This is a genomic window from Mycolicibacterium sp. XJ879, from assembly GCF_053483935.1.
Genome location: NZ_JBEFTH010000005.1, coordinates 165,789 through 187,089 on the forward strand (window position 1 = coordinate 165,789; position 21,301 = coordinate 187,089).

24 protein-coding genes are annotated in these 21,301 nt (G+C 66.8%); 13 read left to right on the plus strand and 11 right to left on the minus strand.

Annotation, left to right across the window (positions count from 1 at the left end):
* Window positions 1-36: 36 nt before the first annotated feature.
* Window positions 37-1,083 carry an NAD(P)-dependent alcohol dehydrogenase gene (locus ABQF13_RS13635; protein WP_448393287.1) on the minus strand — a complete coding sequence of 349 codons (1,047 nt, stop codon included), beginning with the start codon at window positions 1,081-1,083 and terminating at the stop codon, window positions 37-39.
* Window positions 1,084-1,315: 232 nt separating this feature from the next.
* On the opposite strand from ABQF13_RS13635, the gene ABQF13_RS13640 reads away from it, so the two are divergent.
* A complete protein-coding gene (locus tag ABQF13_RS13640) occupies window positions 1,316-1,792 on the plus strand; it encodes a DUF5994 family protein (RefSeq protein ID WP_448393288.1) in 477 nt (158 codons plus the stop codon).
* Window positions 1,789-3,426, plus strand: a complete 1,638-nt coding sequence (locus ABQF13_RS13645) for a fatty acyl-AMP ligase (protein WP_448393289.1) — start codon at window positions 1,789-1,791, stop codon at window positions 3,424-3,426. Before ABQF13_RS13640 ends, ABQF13_RS13645 begins: the two co-directional genes overlap by 4 nt.
* Window positions 3,427-3,438: 12 nt before the next feature.
* Here the strand turns inward: ABQF13_RS13645 and ABQF13_RS13650 are convergent, their stop codons facing one another.
* From ABQF13_RS13650 to ABQF13_RS13665, 4 genes are all read right to left on the minus strand, one after another.
* Window positions 3,439-4,533: a 3-beta-hydroxysteroid dehydrogenase gene (locus ABQF13_RS13650; protein ID WP_448393290.1), complete on the minus strand. Its 1,095-nt coding sequence runs from the start codon at window positions 4,531-4,533 to the stop codon at window positions 3,439-3,441.
* Window positions 4,534-4,597: 64 nt separating this feature from the next.
* Window positions 4,598-4,810, minus strand: a complete 213-nt coding sequence (locus ABQF13_RS13655) for an exodeoxyribonuclease VII small subunit (protein WP_448393291.1) — start codon at window positions 4,808-4,810, stop codon at window positions 4,598-4,600.
* Window positions 4,807-6,045 (minus strand): exodeoxyribonuclease VII large subunit, encoded by a 1,239-nt coding sequence (gene xseA, locus ABQF13_RS13660; RefSeq protein ID WP_448393292.1) that lies wholly within the window; start codon window positions 6,043-6,045, stop codon window positions 4,807-4,809. Before xseA ends, ABQF13_RS13655 begins: the two co-directional genes overlap by 4 nt.
* Window positions 6,046-6,067: 22 nt before the next feature.
* Window positions 6,068-6,622, minus strand: a complete 555-nt coding sequence (locus ABQF13_RS13665; protein WP_448393293.1) for a lipid droplet-associated protein — start codon at window positions 6,620-6,622, stop codon at window positions 6,068-6,070.
* A 66-nt stretch (window positions 6,623-6,688) separates the two neighbouring features.
* Here ABQF13_RS13665 and ABQF13_RS13670 point away from each other — a divergent pair, with 66 nt between their 5' ends.
* A complete protein-coding gene (locus ABQF13_RS13670) occupies window positions 6,689-7,702 on the plus strand; it encodes a 4-hydroxy-3-methylbut-2-enyl diphosphate reductase (protein WP_448393294.1) in 1,014 nt (337 codons plus the stop codon).
* A 30-nt stretch (window positions 7,703-7,732) separates the two neighbouring features.
* On the plus strand, window positions 7,733-9,493 hold the full coding sequence (locus ABQF13_RS13675) for a penicillin-binding transpeptidase domain-containing protein (protein ID WP_448393295.1): 1,761 nt from the start codon (window positions 7,733-7,735) through the stop codon (window positions 9,491-9,493).
* Here the strand turns inward: ABQF13_RS13675 and ABQF13_RS13680 are convergent.
* Entirely contained in the window at window positions 9,490-10,512 is a 1,023-nt protein-coding gene (locus tag ABQF13_RS13680) for a DUF6542 domain-containing protein (protein WP_448393296.1), read from the minus strand. The two genes, ABQF13_RS13675 and ABQF13_RS13680, sit on opposite strands and share 4 nt — an antisense overlap.
* A 132-nt stretch (window positions 10,513-10,644) precedes the next feature.
* Between ABQF13_RS13680 and ychF the strand changes: the two genes are divergently transcribed.
* Window positions 10,645-11,718: a redox-regulated ATPase YchF gene (gene ychF, locus ABQF13_RS13685; protein ID WP_448393297.1), complete on the plus strand. Its 1,074-nt coding sequence runs from the start codon at window positions 10,645-10,647 to the stop codon at window positions 11,716-11,718.
* 233 nt (window positions 11,719-11,951) lie between these two features.
* Window positions 11,952-12,791: a GNAT family N-acetyltransferase gene (locus tag ABQF13_RS13690; RefSeq protein WP_448393298.1), complete on the plus strand. Its 840-nt coding sequence runs from the start codon at window positions 11,952-11,954 to the stop codon at window positions 12,789-12,791.
* Window position 12,792: 1 nt separating this feature from the next.
* Here ABQF13_RS13690 and ABQF13_RS13695 read toward each other — a convergent pair whose 3' ends face one another.
* Both ABQF13_RS13695 and ABQF13_RS13700 read right to left on the minus strand, forming a co-directional pair.
* Window positions 12,793-13,578: a SigB/SigF/SigG family RNA polymerase sigma factor gene (locus tag ABQF13_RS13695; protein ID WP_448393299.1), complete on the minus strand. Its 786-nt coding sequence runs from the start codon at window positions 13,576-13,578 to the stop codon at window positions 12,793-12,795.
* Between the two features lie 225 nt (window positions 13,579-13,803).
* Complete coding sequence (locus tag ABQF13_RS13700) at window positions 13,804-14,232, minus strand: ArsI/CadI family heavy metal resistance metalloenzyme (RefSeq protein WP_448393300.1); 429 nt, start codon at window positions 14,230-14,232, stop codon at window positions 13,804-13,806.
* A gap of 100 nt (window positions 14,233-14,332) precedes the next feature.
* Here ABQF13_RS13700 and ABQF13_RS13705 point away from each other — a divergent pair, with 100 nt between their 5' ends.
* The gene (locus tag ABQF13_RS13705; RefSeq protein ID WP_448393301.1) at window positions 14,333-14,692 is read left to right on the plus strand and encodes an Rv2640c family ArsR-like transcriptional regulator; all 360 of its coding nucleotides are present in this window, start codon (window positions 14,333-14,335) and stop codon (window positions 14,690-14,692) included.
* 12 nt (window positions 14,693-14,704) lie between these two features.
* Here the strand turns inward: ABQF13_RS13705 and ABQF13_RS13710 are convergent, their stop codons facing one another.
* The gene (locus ABQF13_RS13710) at window positions 14,705-15,379 is read right to left on the minus strand and encodes a guanylate cyclase (protein WP_448393565.1); all 675 of its coding nucleotides are present in this window, start codon (window positions 15,377-15,379) and stop codon (window positions 14,705-14,707) included.
* Window positions 15,380-15,420: 41 nt separating this feature from the next.
* Between ABQF13_RS13710 and ABQF13_RS13715 the strand changes: the two genes are divergently transcribed.
* Window positions 15,421-15,600, plus strand: a complete 180-nt coding sequence (locus ABQF13_RS13715; RefSeq protein ID WP_448393302.1) for a hypothetical protein — start codon at window positions 15,421-15,423, stop codon at window positions 15,598-15,600.
* Here the strand turns inward: ABQF13_RS13715 and ABQF13_RS13720 are convergent.
* The gene (locus tag ABQF13_RS13720; RefSeq protein ID WP_448393566.1) at window positions 15,549-16,364 is read right to left on the minus strand and encodes an adenylate/guanylate cyclase domain-containing protein; all 816 of its coding nucleotides are present in this window, start codon (window positions 16,362-16,364) and stop codon (window positions 15,549-15,551) included. The genes ABQF13_RS13715 and ABQF13_RS13720 overlap by 52 nt on opposite strands.
* 34 nt (window positions 16,365-16,398) lie before the next feature.
* Between ABQF13_RS13720 and ABQF13_RS13725 the strand changes: the two genes are divergently transcribed.
* Complete coding sequence (locus ABQF13_RS13725) at window positions 16,399-17,349, plus strand: hypothetical protein (protein ID WP_448393567.1); 951 nt, start codon at window positions 16,399-16,401, stop codon at window positions 17,347-17,349.
* 82 nt (window positions 17,350-17,431) lie between these two features.
* Here ABQF13_RS13725 and ABQF13_RS13730 read toward each other — a convergent pair whose 3' ends face one another.
* Entirely contained in the window at window positions 17,432-18,292 is an 861-nt protein-coding gene (locus tag ABQF13_RS13730) for an alpha/beta fold hydrolase (protein WP_448393303.1), read from the minus strand.
* A gap of 98 nt (window positions 18,293-18,390) precedes the next feature.
* Between ABQF13_RS13730 and ABQF13_RS13735 the strand changes: the two genes are divergently transcribed.
* The 4 genes from ABQF13_RS13735 to ABQF13_RS13750 all read left to right on the plus strand — a co-directional run bounded on the left by ABQF13_RS13735 (window position 18,391) and on the right by ABQF13_RS13750 (window position 21,301).
* Window positions 18,391-18,990 (plus strand): TetR/AcrR family transcriptional regulator, encoded by a 600-nt coding sequence (locus ABQF13_RS13735; protein ID WP_448393304.1) that lies wholly within the window; start codon window positions 18,391-18,393, stop codon window positions 18,988-18,990.
* Window positions 18,991-19,020: 30 nt separating this feature from the next.
* A complete protein-coding gene (locus ABQF13_RS13740) occupies window positions 19,021-19,494 on the plus strand; it encodes a VOC family protein (RefSeq protein ID WP_448393305.1) in 474 nt (157 codons plus the stop codon).
* Between the two features lie 188 nt (window positions 19,495-19,682).
* Window positions 19,683-20,450, plus strand: coding sequence for an MlaE family ABC transporter permease (locus ABQF13_RS13745; RefSeq protein WP_448393306.1), 768 nt, complete (start codon window positions 19,683-19,685; stop codon window positions 20,448-20,450).
* The gene (locus ABQF13_RS13750) at window positions 20,447-21,301 is read left to right on the plus strand and encodes an ABC transporter permease (RefSeq protein ID WP_448393307.1); all 855 of its coding nucleotides are present in this window, start codon (window positions 20,447-20,449) and stop codon (window positions 21,299-21,301) included. Before ABQF13_RS13745 ends, ABQF13_RS13750 begins: the two co-directional genes overlap by 4 nt.

The window sequence follows — 21,301 nt, forward strand, 5'->3', positions numbered from 1 at the left end:
TCGACGTTGGCCGCTCTCAACCTAGCGGTTGACGCCTCAGGGCACGATGACGGCGCGGCCGCGGACCTTGCCTTCCTGCAGGTCGCGGTACGCGCGCGGGGCCTCGTCGAGTGCGTACGTGCTCGCCTCGACGTGTACACATCCTCTGGCCGCCAGTTCGAGCAGCTCGACGAGTTCGCGTCGGGTGCCCCAGTAGGTGGTCTGCATGCTGACCTCGTAGGGCTGGGAGAAGAACGATAACGGTACGGAGCCGCCGGCGATGCCGACGATCGTGACGTCGCCGAGCGTTCGGGCGGCCGCGCGCGCCAGCTCGATCGTCGCGTCGGCGCCGACGAAGTCCAGCAACACGTCGGCGCCGCGGCCCGCGGTGAAATCTTTGATCGCTGCCGCCGCGGTGCCATCCGACATGACGGTGTGGTCGGCGCCCATCTGCGCCGCGAGATCCAAAGCCTCCGTACGGTTGTCGACGGCGATGACCTTCGCCGCCGTCGTCGCCTTCACGAGCTGCAGCGCCACATGGCCCAAACCCCCGACGCCGATCACGACTACAGTCGACGTCGGCGTCATCTTCGGCCACGACCGGCGGATCGCATGGTAGGGGGTCAGTCCGGCGTCGGTCAGCGGTGCGGCTGTCACGGGGTCGAGGCCGTCGGGCAGCCGAACCAGCAGACGCGCGCCAGGCACCAGCAAGTACTCCGCCATACCGCCGTCGAGGCCGAGCCCACCGCCGCCGCTCACCACCGGCGCCGCAGCGGGGGCTTCGCAATAGTTCTCGATGCCGTGTCGGCATCGCTGGCATTTACCGCAACCCCACGGGCCGTAAACCGCGACAGCGTCACCTTCGGCGAGGGTGCTGACGCCGTCGCCGACCGAGTCGACCCACCCGGCGTTCTCGTGGCCCAAGGTGAACGGCAGCTGCCACGGCATCATGTCGGCGTCGAAGTCGTGCATGAGATGCAGATCGGAGTGACACGCCCCGGCACCACCGATCCGGACGACAACCTGCCCTGGTCCCGGCGTCGGCTTCGGTACCTCGACGAGTTCGGGCTCGGCCTTCCAGCCCGTCAATCGCAACGCCTTCATCGTGCCCCTCGCTGGCTCGGAAGATCTTCGTTACTGCACGTTATGCAGGTGTAGCCGGTTTCTGCGGAAATCTGTCGAATCGCTTTACAGACCAACGGTTATGTGATGGCTGAAAGCGGGCGGTGGCAGCGGCCCGGTTGCGGCGAGGGTGCGGCGAACGCTGCTAAGGTTACGGAATCGTAGGTTTGTCGCGTCTCCGTTCGTTGGTTTCCGTCTGCGATCACATCGCGAGATGACGGGAGCGCCGCCTATGGTGCAAATCGTTTCGGACCGTTCGAGCCCGGCCAGGTTGCTGTTGTGCGACCGCGGGACAGCGGCGGGCGCTGTGGACGGTGTCTGGTGGCCTGCCAGCACCGACCTGCGAAAAGTTCTTCCCGACCTGGTCACAGTGCTTTCACGACTGATCGGAGCCGTGCATCGCGTGGTCTACGACCCCATTGTCTGGCCAAATGCTCCGTCACGGATCATTCGGGGGAATACAGCGGTCGCGGTGGACCCGTACGCCATGGTCGCGTCCGACACGATCTACCTGATGGGCACCCATTCCCGCGACGCCGTGCTCTACGTGCTGGCGCCCTCGAGCCGCAAAGACATCGCCGGCCAACTGCTTCGCACGGTTTCTGATGCGCATGCGCCGATGAGCGCGGACATGTTGAGACGGTTGGTCAACGACATCTCGAACGTCGAACCTGTCAGGGGGCAGCGGTGAGCAGATTCTGCGACACCATGTACGCCAACGCCGAAGCCAGCACCAGGGGCCTGGTGACCGGCGAACCGGTCGCGCCGGTCCGGCACACGTGGCAACAGGTGCACCAGCGCGCACGTCGTATCGCCGGTGGCCTGGCAGCGGTGGGTGTGGGACACGGCGATGGCGTGGCGGTACTGGCCGGCGCTCCAGTGGAGATTGCGCCCACCGCTCAGGCCGTCTGGATGCGCGGGGCGCATTTGACGATGCTGCACCAACCGACACCGCGCACCGATCTGGTGCTGTGGGCCGCCGAAACGGGCGCGGTGGTCGGCGTCATCGGTGCCAAGGTCGTGGTGGTCTCCGAACCGTTTCTGGCGGCGGCCCCGGTGCTGGCCGAAAGCGGCTTTCACGTCGTCACGATTGCCGAGCTGCTGGCGTACGACCCGATCGACCCGCTTCACGTCGGCGAGGACGACCTCGCGCTGCTGCAGCTGACCTCCGGTTCGACCGGCTCGCCGAAGGCGGTGCAGATCACGCACCGCAACCTGGTGTCCAATGCCGAGGCGATGTTCAAAGGCGCCGAGTACGACCTGGAAACCGATGTCATCGTCAGCTGGCTGCCGTTGTTCCACGACATGGGGATGACCGGCTTCCTCGTGGTGCCGATGTATTTCGGTGCGGAGTTGATCAAGGTGACTCCGATGGACTTTCTGCGGGACACGCTGCTGTGGGCCAGGCTCATCGACAAGTACAAGGGCACCATGACCGCAGCGCCGAACTTCGCCTACGCGTTGTTCGCCAAGCGGCTGCGTCGCCAGGCCAAGCCCGGTGAATTCGACCTGTCCACGCTGCGGTGGGCGCTCTCGGGCGCCGAGCAGGTCGAACCCGCCGATGTCGAGGATTTGTGCGATGCCGGGGCACCGTTCGGGTTACGGCCGGAGGCGATCCTGCCCGCATACGGGATGGCCGAAACCACTGTGGCCGTGTCGTTTACCGAATGCGGTGCTGGCCTGGTGGTCGACGAGATCGACGCCGACCTGCTTGCGGTGCTCCACCGCGCGGTACCGGCGACAAAGGGGCACACCCGGCGCTTGGCGACGCTCGGTACATTGCTGGACGGCCTGGAGGCCAGGGTCGTCGACGAGTTCGACGTCGTCTTGCCGACCCGCGGGGTCGGAGTAATCCAGGTTCGCGGAGAACCGGTTACGCCGGGCTATCTGACCGTGGGCGGTTTTATCCCGGCCCAGGACGAGCAGGGGTGGTATGACACCGGGGATCTCGGCTATTTGACGAAGGACGGCCGCATCGTGGTGTGCGGCCGGGTCAAAGACGTCATCATCATGGCGGGCCGCAACATCTATCCCACCGATGTCGAGCGGGCCGCCTGCCGCGTCGAGGGCGTGCGTCCCGGTTGCGCCGTCGCGGTGCGACTCGATGCCGGACATTCGCGGGAAGGGTTCGCGGTCGCCGTGGAGTCCAACGCGTTCGAGGACGGCGCCGACGCTCGACGCATCCAGCATCAGGTGGCCCATGAAGTGTTCGCCGAGGTCGACATGCGACCGCGCAACGTCGCGGTGCTCGGCCCGGGCACCATACCCAAGACGCCGTCGGGCAAGCTGCGGCGGGCCCACGCGCTGTCCCTTATCGGCCGGTAGCTTCAGGGCGGGCTACGCGGAGACGCGCTGCGGCGCTTCGTTCTTCATCTGGTTGAACAGGTCGACGTAGTACGGCAGGCACTCGGCCATCGCCTGCGCTGTGGTGAACAGCGGCCGGTACCCCAGATCGCGCTCGGCTTTGGCGATTGAGAAGTAGTTGTCAAGGTAGAGGCGTTCCACCCCAAGGGGTTCGATCATCGGCTTGGGCAGGCCGAAGCGGAAGTGCATCCACTGCCAGGCCGTCATCGCCAACCACGCCAGCCGGCCGGGGACACGGATCCTGGGATAGCGATGGCCGCAGGCTTCCACGACCGGGCGGGAGAACTCGAACATGTTGACCGGCTCGCCGTCGTTGATGAAGTAGGCCTGACCGGGAGCCGTCCCGCCCGGCACCAGATGCTCGGCGGCCAGGATGAAGCCGTGAACGAGGTTGTGCACATAGGAGTTGTCCAGCTTGACGTTCTTGCTGCCGACCAGCATTTTGACGTGACCGGCGAGCACACTTTCGAACACCTTGCGAAACATGGTCTGATCGCCGCGGCCCCAGATCCCGCTGGGCCGAACCGAACACGTCAGCAGACCCGCTCCATCTTCGCCACCGTTGGCGGCTAACACGAACTTCTCGGCCACGACCTTGGTCTCGGTGTAGAGGTCGTTGAATCGCTCGGTGTAGGGCAGGGTTTCGTCACCGCCGGAGAGCTTCTTGCCGCCCATCACCACGCTGTTGGACGCGGTGTAGACGAACCGCTTCACGCCCGCACGCTGTGCCGCGCAAACGAGGTTCTCCGTACCGTGCACGTTCACCGCGAAGCTGCGCTGCCGGTACGCCTCGGTGACCGACGCCCCGCCCATCAAGTCGATGATCGCCGCGGTGTGAAAGACGGTGTCGATGCCTGTCACCGCCGCCGCCACGGTGTCGGGGTCGCAGATGTCGCCGTCGAGCACCTCGAGGCGTGGATGCTCGGCCAACGGCGACGGCACCCGGTCAAACGAGCGCACGTGGTGTCCGCGGTTCAGGAGTTCGGTCACGAGGTTGGCGCCGACGAACCCGGATCCCCCGGTAACCAGCACCCGGCCCAGTTCGGTGGTCAACGCTGAATCGCCCATGGCGAAGAAGCGTAACTGAAACGTGTTACAGTTTCGACCCTTCGGCCATTAAACATTTGAGAGTTCAACCTTCGTCGGTGTCCTTCGAGGCCAGCGCCTCCGCCACCCTCTTGCGGGCTCCAGCTAAGTGTTCTTCACAACGTTTAGCGAGTTCTTCGCCGCGCTCCCACAGTTTCAGCGATGCTTCTAAGTCCAGCCCGCCCTGCTCGAGCTGGTGCACGACGGCGATCAATTCGTCGCGGGCTTCTTCGTATCCCAGTTCGCTAATGGGCTTCATTCGATTGTCCCTTCTGGGCCTTCGCTCACCGCCGAAATCGCGCCGTCCGTGACGCGGATGCGCAACCGGGTGCCCGCGGGCGCGTCCGCCGTCGTGCGCAGCACGTGCGTCTCCGGCATGGTCTGCACGACGGCGTACCCGCGCGCCAGCGTCGCCGCGGGCCCCAGCGTAGAAAGGCGCGCGGACAGGTGGCCGATGCGATCGCCCTCGGTGGCCACCAGCCGGGTGATGTCGCGTCGGGCGGCGGCAAGGGCGCGGTGCACCTCGTCGGCGCGTGCGGTGATTGCGGCCAGCGGTTGCGCCAGCACCGGCCGGCTGCGCAACTGGTCCAGTGTGTGCTGTTCGCGGTGCACCCAGTTGCGCAGTGCGCGACCGCCGCGACGGCACAGGTCGGCGATGAGTGCCGCCTCGGCGGCGGCGTCAGGCACGATGCGCTTGGCCGCGTCGGTGGGGGTGGCCGCCCGCAGATCGGCCACCAGATCGCACAGCGGGTTGTCGGGTTCGTGGCCGATCGCGCTCACCACGGGCGTCGTGCACTTGGCGATCTCGCGGCACAGCGTCTCGTCGTAGAACGGCAGCAGATCCTCCACGCTGCCGCCGCCGCGGGCGATGACGATGACGTCGACGTCGGGGTCGGCGTCCAACCCGCGTAGCGCCTCGACCACCTGGGGCACGGTGTTGGGGCCCTGCACGGCGGTGTTGCGAACGGCAAACCGCACCGCGGGCCAGCGGTTGGTGGCCACCGAGATGACGTCGCGCTCGGCGTGGCTGCCGCGGCTCGTGATCAGCCCGACCGTGTTCGGGAGGAACGGGATGGACCGTTTGAGCCGCGGGTCGAACAGCCCCTCCGCGTGCAGCAGCTGGCGCAGGCGCTCGATGCGGGCCAACAGTTCGCCGACACCCACCGCGCGAATCTGGTTGACACGCAACGAGAACGATCCGCGCCCGACGAAGAAGTTCGGTCGTCCGAGCATCACCACCCGGGTGCCCTCGGTGAGCTTGACGGGCGCGTTGAGCACCAGCTCGCGCGGGCAGGTGATCGACAGCGACATGTCGACCGATGGGTCTCGCAGCGTGATGTAGGCAGTGCTGGAGTTCGGTCGCGTCGACAGCTGGGCGACCTGGCCCTCGACCCACACCGTGCCGAGGCGCTCGATCCAGTTCTTGATCTTCATCGACACGGAGCGAACCGGGTAGGGGTTCTCCGGGGACTGGCCCTGCTCAGCGTCCGTCATCGTCGCCAGCCCGTCGAGGTGATCACTTGGCCGTCGCGCGGGTGATCCTGTTGGCTAGCAGGGTCTGAAACGGTGCGCGCGCTTTGGTGGCTTCCTCGTAGGCCAGCAGGGCTTCCAGGTCGGGCACCCGCAGCGACGCCAACCGCGCGCGCAACTGGGCCAGCGTGAGCGACTCGTAGTCCAGTTCGGTGACGATCTCCGGTGTCTCATCCGCTGCCACCGAGACGTTGTTGACGCCGGACCCGGACGCAGGCGTCTCGGGCTCCCCCTGGCTGAACAGGGCGAAGCGGCCTTCGGTGCGACGCTCCCCGGCAGAGCCTGCGGAGTCCTCGAGGTCCTCGTCGAACGTCGCCCACTCCGGTTGCTCGTCCTTGGGCGGGAACATCGCATCGAGGGTCTCGTCACCCTTGATGACCAGGTCGGCCACGTCCTGCTGCATCTTCATCACCAGATGCGCGACCTGGCTGGCGACCGTCATCGGATACATCAGGATGGTCTGCGGAAGCTTGCGGGTTTCCTCGATGGCGGTGACCGCTGCCCCAACCAGCAGACGGACCCCATACGGTGCAGTTGCCATGGCCCCCAGCCTACGGCTGGCTGCTGCGCTGGTCTGAAACGGTTGCCGATGCGTACGCTGGGTGCCATGCCGCCGACAATTGACATGGGGATTCCGGGCGTCAGCCAGACGGCAGCGGGCTCGGTGACCGGTGGTGTGACGGGCAAACGGGTGCTGCTGGCCGAACCGCGAGGTTACTGCGCCGGAGTGGACCGGGCCGTCGAGACCGTGGAGCGTGCGCTGGAAAAGCACGGCGCACCGGTCTACGTGCGCCACGAGATCGTGCACAACCGGCACGTCGTGGAAACGCTGGCCAAGGCGGGCGCAGTGTTCGTCGACGAGACCGACGAGGTGCCCGAGGGCGCCATCGTGGTGTTCTCCGCGCACGGCGTCGCGCCGACGGTGCACGCCAACGCCAAGGAGCGCGAGCTCAAGGTCATCGACGCCACCTGCCCGCTGGTGACCAAGGTGCACAACGAGGCCAAACGGTTCGCCCGCGACGACTACGACATCCTGCTGATCGGCCACGAGGGCCACGAAGAGGTCATCGGCACCGCGGGCGAGGCGCCCGACCACGTCCAGCTGGTCGACGGGCCCGACGCGGTCGACCAGGTGAGGGTGCGCGACGAGGACAAGGTGATCTGGCTGTCGCAGACCACGCTGTCGGTCGACGAGACGATGGAAACCGTGCAGCGTCTGCGCGAACGCTTCCCGAAACTGCAGGATCCACCCAGCGACGACATCTGCTACGCCACCCAGAACCGCCAGGTCGCGGTGAAGGCGATGGCACCGGAGTGCCAGCTGGTGATCGTTGTCGGGTCGGCCAACTCGTCGAACTCCGTGCGGCTGGTCGAGGTCGCGCTGGGGGCGGGTTCAGACACTGCCCACCTGGTCGACTACGCCGATGACATCGACCCCGCCTGGCTCGACGGGGTGACGACGATCGGTGTCACCTCCGGCGCGTCGGTGCCCGAGGTGCTGGTGCGCGGTGTTCTGGAACGTCTCGCCGAGTACGGCTACGGCACCGTGCAGCCGGTGACGACGGCCAACGAAACGCTGGTGTTCGCCCTTCCCCGGGAAATCCGGCCCGCCAGGTCATAACCGCGAGAAGACGCAGAAGCGGCCAAAACCATGGCGCTTAGGACACTCGCCGGGGGACTGGCGCTCGTGCTCGTCCTATCCGGCTGCTCGAATGCCCAGGACCGGCTGACCGACACGGTCAACGCGTTCGCCGAGGCCCTCTCCAGGGGCGACGCGTCGGCCGCCGCAGCGCTCACCACGAACCCGACGGAGGCGTCGGGCACGCTGGCGGAGTTGTTCGCCAGCCTGGGCACCGACGTGCAGGTTCAGGCTCAAGCCGCAGAGCCTCGGGAGGACGGCGGCGCGACGTTCACCCTCGACACGACGTGGAAGTTCCGCGACGGCCAGACCCAGTGGAACTACACGACCACCGGCACCGCCGTCGAGTCGGACGCGAAGTGGAAGGTCGACTGGAATCCGGCCACCGTCGCACCGGGCCTGGACGCGGGGCCGCTGTCCTACAGCACGCTCGTCCCCAGCCCGGCGGCGCGGGTGCTCGACCGCACCGGCGCCGAACTGTTGACCCAGCACATCGTCACGCTGGTCAACGTATCGACGGGCGCGGACCTGGGCGCGCTGGCCGCGCTGCTGAACCCGCTGGCGCCCGGCATCACCGCCGAGTCGCTGCGACAGGACCTCGCTGCGGCCGGTGGTCAACCGGTCACCGCAATCACGTTGCGCCAAGAGGACTTTGAGCCGATCGAGTCGCAACTGACGAGCCTTGCCAACGTCACGCTGTCCCCGCAGACGCGGCTGCTGGCCGTCGACAAGACGCTGACCTCACCGACGCTGGCCGGGTTGTCGGACCTGTGGCAGCAGCGCACCGAGGCCGCGTTCGGGTGGGCGGTGAACGCGGCGACCAGCGCGGGGCCGCGCCGGGTCGGCGGGCAGGACCCCGAGCCGGTCGGCGACATCAACAGCACCCTCGACGTCGGCATGGTGCGCGCGGGGGAGCAGGCCCTGGCGCCGCTGCCGACCCCGGCGGCGATCGTGGCCATCCAGCCGTCGACCGGCGGTCTGCTGGCCGTCGCGCAGAACGCCGCCGCCGACGCGCAGGGACCCATCGCGCTGACCGGGCTCTACCCGCCGGGCTCAACGTTCAAGACCGTCACGGTGTCGGCGGCGCTGCAGGCCGGCCAGGTGACCCCCGACAGCGTCGTCGCCTGCCCGGGCACCGAGAACATCGAAGGCCGCCAGATCCCCAACGACGACAACTTCGACCTCGGGCAGGTGCCGTTGCACACCGCGTTCGCGCGGTCCTGCAACACCACGATGGGCCGGCTGGCGGTGAACCTGCCGCCCGACGCGTTGACCAAGGCCGCCGAGCAGCTCGGCCTGGGCATCGACTACACCGCGCCCGGAATGACCACCGTCACCGGCTCAGTACCCGTGGCCGACACAGCCGCGCTGCGCGTCGAGGAAGGCATCGGTCAGGGCAAGGTCACCGCGTCACCGTTCGGGATGGCGTTGGTGGCCGCCTCGATCGCGCGCGGCTCGGTGCCGGCACCGGCGATCGTGGCCGGCCAGCCCGGAACGCCGGATCGGACCCCGGAGCCGCTGGCGGCGACGGTCGCCGAGCAGGTCAAGGCGATGATGCGCGAAACCGTCACCGACGGGACCGCCACCGAGCTGCGCGCCATTCCGGGCCTGCTGGGCAAGACCGGGACCGCCGAGTACATCGACGACACGCATGCGCACGGTTGGTTCGTCGGGATCCGGGGCGACCTGGCGTTCGCGGTATTCGTCAGCGACGCAGGCAGTTCGGGGCCCGCGGTGAACGCCGCGGGCAGCTTCCTGCGCGCGCAGGGCTAGATGTCGTACTCCCAGCTTTCGGCGTCGCGGCCGCGGGTCGGGCGCCGACGGGTGCGGTAGCTCGCACGGTCGTCGTCGCCCTCGGCACCGCGGTAACGCACCCGGGAGATCGGGTGGTGTGTGCCGTTTCCGTTGCTGGTGTGTGGTTCACGCGGTTCGTAGTAGTCGTCGTAGCGGCGGCGACGCTCGGGCTCGGGGCGCTTGTAGGCCGAGCGACGGTCAGCCGGCGGTGGGCCCGGCTGGCGCGGGTTGGCCGCCTTGCGAGGGCGTCGCCGCGGGGGCGGTGGCGGCTCGGCCTGGCGGTTGGCCCTGCTGCGGCGCGGACGCTCGGCAAGCGGGTCGAAAGGTTCGCCCTCCGGCGGCCGGACATGGCGCGAACGCGACGGCGTCGTGCTCTTGGTCGGTTTTCCGCTGCGCCCCGACGTGCCCGCCGGGGTCCTGGCGGGGCGGCGGGGCCGGTCGGTGCGTTCGGCCCGTTGGGGCCGTTGGGGCCGCTCGGCGGTGCGCCGCTTGCGTGGCGGTTCTGCGGCGGCCTCGTCGCCGTCGGCGCGGGGGCGTGCCAACAACGACGACAACTTCGCGGTCAGCGTCGACGCCACCGCGGGTTTGTCGGTCTGCGAGCTCGACTTGCGCGTCGCCACGCCGTAGTACCAGCGCGCCGCGCCGATCAGCAGCACCGCGGCCGATGTGAACAACATCAGCGGGAAGCGCTCGATGAGCGGATAGCCGCAGTTGATCAGCGCGTCTTTGACGCTGGTGATCTGGGCGTTGTGAAACAGGAAGTACGCCGTGGGCACGGCGCCGAACAAGATCAGCGGTGGCTGGATGATGGCGGTGAACAGGCCGGCCTGACGCACGGCGAGCACCGCGGCCAGGCAACCGAGCACATAGCAAGCCGCGAACACCGCGCTCAGTTCTTTGCTGCCCGACCCGGCATCGAACGCGAAGCCGATCGTCGTCGCGGTAATAGCGATCAGCACGGCACCCCACCACGGAACACCCGGAAAGTTTGGATGCACGGAACGATGGTCGGCGGTCACTGCCGACCGTGCGCGCTGTGCTGACACAGGTAGACCGTACCGGCTCTTGCTGAGCGCGGCTGCCAGCGCGGTGCTGGCGTGCCCGTCACACTCTCCTAGACTCTGGACCCTGTGGGCCTGAATCTGGGAATCGTCGGACTGCCGAACGTCGGGAAATCGACGCTGTTCAACGCGCTGACGCGCAACGAAGTGCTGGCAGCCAACTATCCGTTCGCCACAATCGAACCGAACGAGGGTGTGGTGCCGCTGCCCGACCCGCGGTTGCCTGAACTAGCGAAAATCTTCGGCTCGGAGAAGATCATCTACGCGCCGGTGACCTTCGTCGACATCGCCGGGATCGTCAAGGGCGCGTCCGAGGGCGCCGGTCTGGGCAACAAGTTTCTGGCCAACATCCGCGAATGCGACGCGATCTGCCAGGTGGTGCGTGTCTTCACCGATGACGACGTCGCCCACGTCGACGGCCGTATCGACCCGAGGTCCGATATCGAGGTGATCGAGACCGAGCTGATCCTCGCCGATCTGCAGACGCTCGAACGAGCGTTACCGCGGCTGGAAAAGGAGGCGCGTACCCACAAGGACCGCCGCCCGATCCACGATGCCGCGGTGGCCGCTCAGGAGATCCTCAACGGCGGCACGACGCTGTTCGGGGCGCGCTTCGACGCGTCGCTGCTGCGTGAGCTGAACCTGTTGACCACCAAGCCGTTCCTGTACGTGTTCAACGCCGACGAAGCGGTGCTCACCGATGAGGCGCGCAAGGCCGAGCTGCGCGAGCTGGTCGCCCCGGCGGACGCGGTGTTCCTGGATGCGAAGATCGAGGCCGAGTTGCAGGAGCTCGACGACGAGTCGGCCGCCGAGTTGCTCGAGTCGATCGGCCAGTCCGAACGAGGTCTGGATGCCTTGGCGCGTGCGGGGTTTCACACATTGAAGCTGCAGACCTTCCTTACCGCAGGGCCGAAAGAGGCGCGGGCGTGGACAATCCGGCAAGGCGACACTGCGCCGAAAGCCGCCGGCGTGATCCACAGCGACTTCGAGAAGGGCTTCATCAAGGCCGAGATCGTGTCGTTCGACGACCTCGTCGAGGCCGGGTCGATGGCCGCCGCCAAGGCCGCGGGCAAGGTGCGCATGGAGGGCAAGGACTACGTCATGGCCGACGGTGACGTCGTCGAATTCCGGTTCAACGTCTGACGAGATGTCCCGCAATCTGGCTACGGAGTCGTGAAATGATCATCCGCGCCGCGATCGAGTAACCGATTGCCGGCCGTTCTTGTACCCACCTGCCGCCGGCGCGCTATGACCGAGATTGCACACAGGGCAGTGGTCGCCGCGCAACAGCCCTGTGTGCATTCTCGTCGCTAGCGCCAGTTTGAAAGGCCCCCGGTGTCACCTGGCAAGCCAAGCGAACCCTGCCCGCCGAGACCGTGAGGCTCTCGCGTGTCTTCGCCGCGGTCGGCATCGTCTTCGGCATCGTGTTCGTCTTGGTCAACGCAGGCGGGCTGCCCAGCCGCTGGGACGTCGTAGCCCGCGTCGCGGGCGTCGTACTGGCGATCGCCGCGGTCGCGCGGATGTTGCTCACCCACGCGCCCAAAGAGAACTGGTTGCTCGCGCTGGTCTCCGCGGCCGGATACCTCATCGCTGACATCGCGTGGGCGCCTCCTGCCGGCGCGGTGCTGGCCGGCGCGGCGCTGTTAGGGTTCGCGGCCGTGCCCAGCATGTCCCGTCCTCGTTCTCTCGCCGATCGTCTGCCCAGCGCCGAGGGTGACGTGACAGTCCGGCGACTGCGCCACGACGACGCCCAGGCTTTCGCCGCCGGCACCCGGGATCCTGCCGTTCGCCGCTACGGGCACCTTCCGTTGCCGCATTACTCACCGCGGATCGTGCGCGAGCAGATCGACGGCGTCATCGCCGACGGTCTGGCCGACGGCTCGCTGGCGGTGCTCGCCATCGCCGACGCCTCCGCTGATGAGTTTCTCGGCAGCATCGTGTTGTTCGACATCGGCGAAACCCGTGCCGAGGTGGGGTTTTGGCTGTGTCCGGAGGCGCGTGGTCGCGGCGCCGCTCAGCAGGCCCTTGCTGCCGTCGCGCGCATCGCTGCCGGCGCAGGGTTGACCCACTTGACGGCCAGAACGGTCCCGGAAAACGCCGGATCACGTCGCGTGCTGGAAGGAGCCGGCTTCGTCCAAAAGGGTGAGCCGGAGCCACAGGTCACGCCGTCAGGAGAGGCGGCGATAGTGATGACGTTCACGCGTGCGCTGGATTGAACTATCCGGCCGCTGCCAGCTCCGGCTCGCGCACCTGGCGGCGCAAGGTGTCGAGTGATTTCGCGAGCAGCCGCGAGACGTGCATCTGCGAGATCCCCATGCGCTCGGCGATCTGCGTCTGCGTCATGTCTTCGAAGAACCGAAGGGTGAGCAGCGTGCGCTGCCGCTCCGGCAGCGCCGCGATCAGCGGGCGCACCGTTTCGAGGTCGAGCACTTTGTCCATGCCGGGGTCGACGTCGCCGAGCGTGTCCACCACCGCGCGCGAATCGTCGCTGGGCCCGGCCTGCACGTCGGTCGACAGGGTCGAGTAGTTGCTGCTGGCGATCGTCGCGTCGACCACCAGCTCACGCGGCACGTCCAGATGTTCGGCGATCTCCGAGGCGTTCGGCGCGCGGCCCAGTACCTGGGACAGCTCCGCACGGGCCCGCACCAGCTGTGCCTGGATGTCCTTGCACCGCCGCGGCACCTTGACCGCCCACCCGTGATCCCGGAAGTGGCGGCGCACCTCGCCCATCAGCGTCGGCACCGCGAACGACAGGAACTCCGCGCCGGTGTCGACGTCGTAGCGGTTCACCGCGTTGAGCAGGCCGACGCGCGCCACCTGAATGAGATCGTCGAGCGGTTCGCCGCGGTCCCGGTAACGGAAGGCGACATGGTCGGCCAACGGCAGGCAGCGTTCGATGATCGCGTCGCGCTGACGCCTGTACTGTGCCGAGCCTTCGGGAAATTTCTTGAGCCGCCGGAACATATCCGTCACATCTTTGTAATCGCCAGACAAGCCAGCCATGCGGCAATCCCCGTTCATCGAGTGAATTCGGCGGCTCTTGGAGCTGAACCTGATGACGGCCGTGTACCCCCCGAGAAGCGATGTTGAAACATCGCAGGTGCCAGGCATGAGAATCGGCCGCCACCGGAGGTCAAGCGGTGGCGGCCGAAGGGGATGGTCGTCACTTTCGAAACCATCCGCGGACAAAGTCAGGTTCTGCGCGCCGCAGATGAACCGGGTGTTTCCCTATGCCTGCACCGGCTCGTCAGCGACACATGCGCACGGCTCCTGCGAACCGTCGCCGAAGGTGTCCGAATCGGTGAGCACGGTGTAGACCTCCCACTTCTCACCGCCCGGCCCCGTCACCCACACCTTGTCCTGGGTGGCGAAACAGCACGTCGTGCCGAGCTCCTCGGAAGTGAACAGGCCCTCGCCGGACAACCGTGCGATCTCGGTGTGCACCTGCTCGCTGGTTTGCACCTCCACCCCGAGGTGATTGATCGTGCCGCCCTGGCCGGGATTCTGCAGCAGAACCAGCTTGAGCGGCGGATCGGCGACGGCGAAGTTCGCGTAGCCGTCCTTGACCTTGTTCGGTGCGGTGTTGAACAGCTTCGAGTAAAAGGTGATCGCCTGGTCGAGGTCGTCGACATTGAGGGCGAGTTGGATACGGGACATGATGAACCTTCCGGTGATGTGACATATATCGAACTGGCGCCGGTTACAGAATGCCCCTCCTTTTCGATATATGTCAAGAGGCTTGGCTATGATGGGTTCCATGCCGAAAGCACTGCCCATGATCGACATGTCCGCGCCGGTGTGCTGTGCCCCCGTGGCTGCGGGGCCGATGACCGATGAGGCCGCACTCGAGGTGGCACTGCGGCTCAAGGCGTTGGCGGACCCCGCGCGGGTCAAGATCATCTCGTTGCTGTTCGGCGCCGACGCCAGCGAGCAGAACAGCGGTGAACTCGCAACTGCCCTTGCTCTCACCGAGTCCACCGTCAGCCACCACATCGCCCAACTCCGCAAAGCCGGTCTGGTGGAATCCGAACGGCGCGGCATGAACGTCTACCACCGGGCGCACCGTGACGCCCTCGCGGCGTTATGCGTCGTCCTTGACCCGAATTGCTGTACCTAAGGCACCGAAAAGTTATGGGAGCACTTCGATTTCGGCGCTGAGCTGGTAACCCGGCGCTAACGGCAGCGAATCGCCACTCCAAAACGATCCCGGGTCGAACCAGTTGAAGTGCTTCTCGGTGGACAGCAAGCCCATCTCTTCGTAGGTGATGGCGACGGTCTCGGCGCAGTACGCGGTTTCCAGCCCGACGTTGAGCTTCTCGGCCTTCTTGCGTCGGCTGGCCTCGCTGACCTTTTTGTGCAGGAACGGGATGCCGCGCGTCACGTCCGACACCGCGACGCGTCCGCGCAACCAGCGGCCGGTCAGCCGCGCAGTGCTGGGAAACGGGGTGCCGTCCATCCGCGCCACCACTTTCAGCGCGCGATCCTCCTGCTCGCGGTCGGCATGTGGGATGAGCTGACGCAGCCAGCAGCGCTGGTGGTAGTGGTGCACCCAGCGTTCGACCACCTCACGGGCATCGTTGAGTTGCACGCCCCGGTGGTTGTCGCCGGTCCACATGTCGGTCAGCTTGTCGCCCAGTTCGGCGTGCCAGATCAACGCAGGCAGGTCCTCGACCGCGATCGTCATGCCGACGTGGTTGACCGGGCTATTGGTCAACGACTGGATCGCGCGGTCGGGGCCCGAACGTCCGCGAAATAGCCACAGATCCCCGGTTCGGGTTTGGTCGAGCGCCTGCTGCAACGGCACCGTGGTTGGCCTCACCCTGGCAGCTTAGGCAGACTCATGCCATGCGCCGGATATGGAAATGGGTCGGGTTGGCCAGTGTCGCCGGCGTGGTGGCCGGCGGGGTGTTGGTCGCCCGCGACCAGCGTCGCCGAAATGCCTATACGCCAGAGGACATCCGCGCCCGGTTGCATCAACGCGTCGCCGAAAGCGAACAACAACCAGAACAGTCGCCGACGGCGTAGAGCCGCTGTGCGCCGCTGAACCCCTTGAGCTCGGCGTCGCTGCCGTCGTCGAACGCGATATCGGGGGCGTCGGCGAGGGCGTCGCGCACCACCTGGCTGACCAGAATCTGGCCGCCGCTCGCCTCGCCGGCCACCCGCGCGGCCATCGCGACGTTGCGTCCGAACAGATCGTCGCCGCGACGCACCGACTTGCCCATGTGAATGCCGATCCGAACACGAATCCTGTTGGGCTGTCGTCGAAGTGAGCGTTGAATGTCGATGCCGCACCGCACTGCCTGCTCGGGTTGCGCGAAGGCCACCATGAAGCCGTCGCCCTGGCTTTTCACCACATGCCCGGAGTGGGTGTGCACGTGTCTGCGCACCATCTTGTCGTGGCGGCCGATGAGCCGCACCCATGCGCGGTCCCCGATCCGCTCGTTGAGCGCGGTGGACTCCTCGATGTCGGTGAACAGGATGACCACCACGCCGCTGGTAGCGAGCCGGGCCAGGTCGGGGCGTTCGACCTCGGCCCAATCGGCAAGGTCCTCGATGGAGGACCGCACCGCGGCGCCCAACCCGTCCTTGCGCAGGATGTTGGCGGTCTGCCACACCTGTTTGACCGCCTCGCGCCCGCCGGTGAGCAGCATGTTTTTGGTGTCGACGCGCCGGCGCGCGTCGTCGAGCTCCGCCTGCTGCGTGCGGTTTCGCCGCCACAGTACGACGAGCGCGACGGCCTGCACCGCCGCGACCGCACCGAGCGCGTAAGCGACGATCTGGGCTGTCATCACCGGTCAAGTATTGGATGCTGAACCCGTGAGGATCCCGAAGGCCCCCTATTACGAGAGTCGCTACATCCGCGCCAACCATCCCGAACTGGCACAAGCCGTGTGGCTGCGCCAAACGCTGCTGCTTTCCACGGTCGCCGAGCCCGTCGCCGATGTGTGGGTGATGGTGTTCGACCCGGACGGCGCGGGCAACCGGGCGCTCAAGGAGCCCTACCCCATCGACCTGGCCAGCTACGCCGACGAACCGTGGTCGGCGCGCATCGGATCGGCCGTCCTCGACGACCGGTCCGCCCACGGCGTGGTGACCGGTGGTGGCCGCTCGTCGCGCTGGGACCTGCGGATCACGCCCGGCCCCGGGGAACCGGTCAAACTGCTCACCGAGCGGGCGTATGAGACGCGGTTCCCGACAGCGAAGACGATGGTGCGAGATCCCTTGGCGCAGTTCGATGGCCAGCTCGAACTCGACGACGTACCCATCGTGATGGACGGCTGGACCGGCAGCGTCAGCCACAACTGGGGCAGCAGGCACACCCCCGCCTACGCCTACGGGCAAATCTGTGGGTTCGACAATGCCCCCGACTCGACGCTGGAAATCGTCACGGCCCGCGCCGCCGTCGGGTCGCTGCTGTTGCCCGGTGCGACGCTGTTCGTGTTCCGCCATGCCGGAGAGGAATTCGCGGTGCGTTCGGTTCTGGGCAGCCTGCAGACCCACGGACGGTACCGGCCGTTCACGTGGACGTTCGGCGGCAGGGTGGGGGAGCGCATGATCGAGGGTGAGTTGATTGCCGAACCCGCCGACGCCATCGGTCTGACTTACACCGACACCGACGGCCGGTCCAAGTACTGCTACAACTCGGCTCTCGCCACATGTCGAATGCAGGTGGCAGGCAAGGCGTTCGAGCGTGCCGAGCTGGTGGCCGAGCGCCGCGCGATGTTCGAGATCCTCACTGACAACGCCGACGAGCGCGTCCCGCTGCTGGCCTAGCCGGTCCTGTTGCCGAGCAGACGCAAAATCCCCCAAAAGTGGTGCTGTTTAGGGGATTTTGCGTCTGCTCGCGCGGAGAAAGTCAGCGGCAGACGAACTGCACGACGACATCGGAGAACGCGTCGTTATCGTCGCCGGCGGCCGTGTGGCCGGCCTCGGAAAGTTCGACGAACTCCGCGCGGGGCACCTTCTGCAGGAAGTCCGCGACGCCTTCGGGGCTGACCACGTCGGACAGCTTGCCGCGGATGAGCAGGATCGGAATGGACAGGTTCATCACGGCCCGGTCGAGCTTTTCCACCCGCACGAACGGGTCGTCCATGGGCGCGGTCAAAAATGCCGGATCCCAGTGCCAGTACCACCGCCCGCCGCGCAGGCGCAGGTTCTTCTTCAACCCCTCCGGATTGCGCGGCCTCCTGCGATAGGGCAGATACGCCGCGACGGCGTCGGCGGCTTGCTCCAGCGTCTCGAAGCCGTCGATACCGCTGGCCATGAAGTCGCGGATCCGGGCGCTGCCGTCCTTTTCGTAGTGCGGCACGACGTCGACCAGCACCAAATTGGTCACCTTCTGTGGGCCGGCGGCGTCAGCGACCAGCATCCCGGTCATTCCGCCCATGCTCGCGCCGATCAGCGCCACCGGCCGGCCGATCTGGTCCACCACCCCCAGCGTGTCGGCGCACAACGCGTCGACGGTGTAGTTGGCGTTGGGTGCCCGGTCGCTGTCACCGTGGCCGCGGCTGTCCAGCGCCACCACGTGCAGGCCGTGATCGGCCAGGATCTGCCCGGTGTTTTTCCACGAGAAGCGGTTCTGGCCGCCGCCGTGCAGCAGCAGCACGGTGGGCCGGTCGACCGGCGGCGCATCGCGGTTCCATTCGTCGGCGACCAGGGTGATGCCTTCGCTGCCCCGAAACTGCACAGTGCGCGATTCGCTGCGGGTGGTGCTCACGGACATCCTCTCGGCTGGTTCCGAGCGCTCACGTTACCCAGCGGGCATTTGCGCCGATCTGCGGCCCGTGACGGGCGCGGCTCCCTACAATCCGCCGTGTGCGGTCCGATACGGGGGATGACCGCCGCTGCATCATCGAGGCGGCCTACCGGTGCCTGTCTGAACCGCACAGCGGTGCGATCCCGGTGGCCGCGATCCTGGCGCGGGCCGGGGTGTCGACGCGGGCGTTCTACCGCCACTTTCAGTCCAAGGACGAACTGTTCCTGGCGATGCTGCGCCACGAGACCGACGCGCTGGCTCAACGCCTGGACCACATCGCCGCGCAACCCTGCGGCGGTCCGGCCGCGCAGCTGGCGGCGTGGATCGACGGCATGTTCGCGTTGATCACCGACGACACGCTGCGGACGCACTTCACGGTGATCGACACCGATGAGGTCCGCGCCGCACGGGGCTACCGCGAGACCCGCGAAAAGGCCCACAGCGACCGGGAATGCTCCCTGGTGACGATCCTGCGCCGGGGCCGCGACGACGGAACGTTTCCGCTGGCCGACCCCGAACCCGACGCGGTCGCGATCAACGCGATCGTCAGCAGGGTGATGCCGAACCAGTCGTTTCGCGACCTCGAACGGGTCAACCAGACCAAGGCCCGGGTGCTCGACTTCGCGCTGCGCGCGCTGGGCGCCGAACGTCACCGATGAGTTCGGTCCGCTTCGGCGGTCGGTACTCACATGCCGACCATCACACCGTCCCTCTGGTTCGACAACAACCTCGAGGAGGCCGCGCAGTTCTACGTATCGGTCTTCCCCAACTCGTCGATCGAGAAGATCAGCCGCTACACCGACGCCGGACCCGGCACGCCGGGCCAGGTGGTTTCGGGCACTTTCGTGCTCGACGGCAACCGGTTCGTCGCCATCAACGGCGGCCCGCACTTCAGCTTCACCGAGGCGGTGTCGTTCCTCGTCAGGTGCAAAGACCAGCGCGAGGTCGACTACTACTGGGACCGGCTCAGCGAGGGCGGGGAGGAGTCGCAATGCGGCTGGCTCAGGGACCGCTTCGGGCTGAGCTGGCAGATCGTGCCGGACCGCCTCTACGAGCTGCTCGACGATCCGGACCCGACCCGGGCCGCCGCAGCGACGAAAGCGATGCTCGGAATGCGAAAGATCGTCGTCGCCGACCTGGAGGCCGCCGTCCGGGGTAGCTGACAGCGCCGCAGCCGCTTGGCCGGTTTTGGTGTCACGGTCTGGTGTTCGGCCGCAAATGCCGATATCCGTTTCCCCGCCGCCCACCCCTGTGTACCCTTGCGCCACAGCCATCACAGGCGCGTGTTGTTGGTGTCAGGGAAGGTCGGCGTTGCTATGGCGGTGCAGGGCACGCGGGTGAGAGCCGACTGATGGTCGCTGTCAACGCAATTGCCAAACCGGTGCGCGCCTTCGGTGGGTTCTATTCGATGGCCCTCGACACATTCGTGTGGATGTTCAGACCGCCCTTCGCATGGCGTGAGTTCATCTCTCAGGCGTGGTTTGTCGCGCGGGTGTCGATTCTTCCGACCCTGATGCTGACCATTCCGTACACGGTGTTGTTGACGTTCACGTTCAACATCCTGCTGCGGGAATTCGGCGCCGCGGACTTCTCCGGTACCGGCGCCGCGCTCGGGACCGTCCGTCAGATCGGGCCGATCGTGACGGTGTTGGTCGTCGCGGGCGCCGGCGCTACCGCCATGTGCGCCGACCTGGGCGCCCGCACCATCCGCGAAGAACTCGATGCGCTGCGGGTCATGGGCGTGAATCCCATTCAAGCGCTGGTTGTTCCGCGCGTACTGGCCGCTACCTTGGTGTCGCTTGCGTTGTCGGCGACGGTGATCCTCGTCGGACTGGCGGGCGCCTACTTCTTCGTGGTCTACATCCAGAACGTCTCACCGGGTGCGTTCGCGGCCGGTCTGACATTGCTCATCGGAACCACCGATGTCACGATCGCGTTGCTCAAGGCCGCGCTGTTCGGCCTGTCCGCAGGCATGATCGCTTGCTACAAGGGCATTTCCGTCGGCGGAGGGCCAGCGGGTGTCGGCAACGCGGTCAACGAGACCGTGGTTTTCACGTTCATGGCCCTGTTCGCGATCAACATCGTCGCGACCGCAGTTGCGGTGAAGGTGACGTTGTGACAGTTTCGAGGCCGCATTCCCAGTTCCCCTGGCTGAAAGCCCGGTTCCGCAGCGTCGCCGATCCCTGGAACCGGGTCGGGATGCAGGCCAAGTTCTTTGGCCGGACCCTGAGTTCGATCCGCTACACCGTCGTTCATTATCAGGTCGAGTTGATCCGCATCATCGCCCAAATGGGCCTTGGCGCCGGGGCGCTCATCATCATCGGCGGCACCGTCGCGATCGTCGGGTTCCTCACCGTCACGACGGGCGCGCTGGTGGCGGTGCAGGGCTACACCGACTTCTCGGAGATCGGTGTCGAGGCCCTGACCGGCTTCGCGTCAGCGTTCTTCAATGTGCGCCTGATCGCACCGGCCACCACTGCGGTGGCGTTGTCCGCCACCATCGGAGCGGGCGCGACGGCACAACTCGGTGCCATGCGGATCAACGAGGAAGTCGACGCGCTTGAAGTGATGGGCATCCGAAGCGTCGCCTATCTCGCCTCCACGCGGGTCGTCGCCGGCTTTCTCGTGGTGATCCCGCTGTACTGCGTCGGTGTGATCGCCGCGTTCTGGGCGGCACGGTTCGGCACCACCGTGCTGTACGGTCAGTCGACGGGTGTGTACGACCACTACTTCCGGACGTTCCTCAATCCCACCGACCTGATGTGGTCATTCGGTCAAACCATCGCGTTGTCGGTGATGATCATGCTCGTGCACACCTACTACGGCTACACCGCCCGTGGCGGCCCGGCGGGCGTTGGCGAGGCCGTCGGACGGGCGGTGCGCACCTCGCTGATCGTTTCGGCCTTCGTGCTGGTGATGCTCTCCCTTGCGGTCTACGGTCAATCCGGCAATTTCAACCTGGCGGGCTGA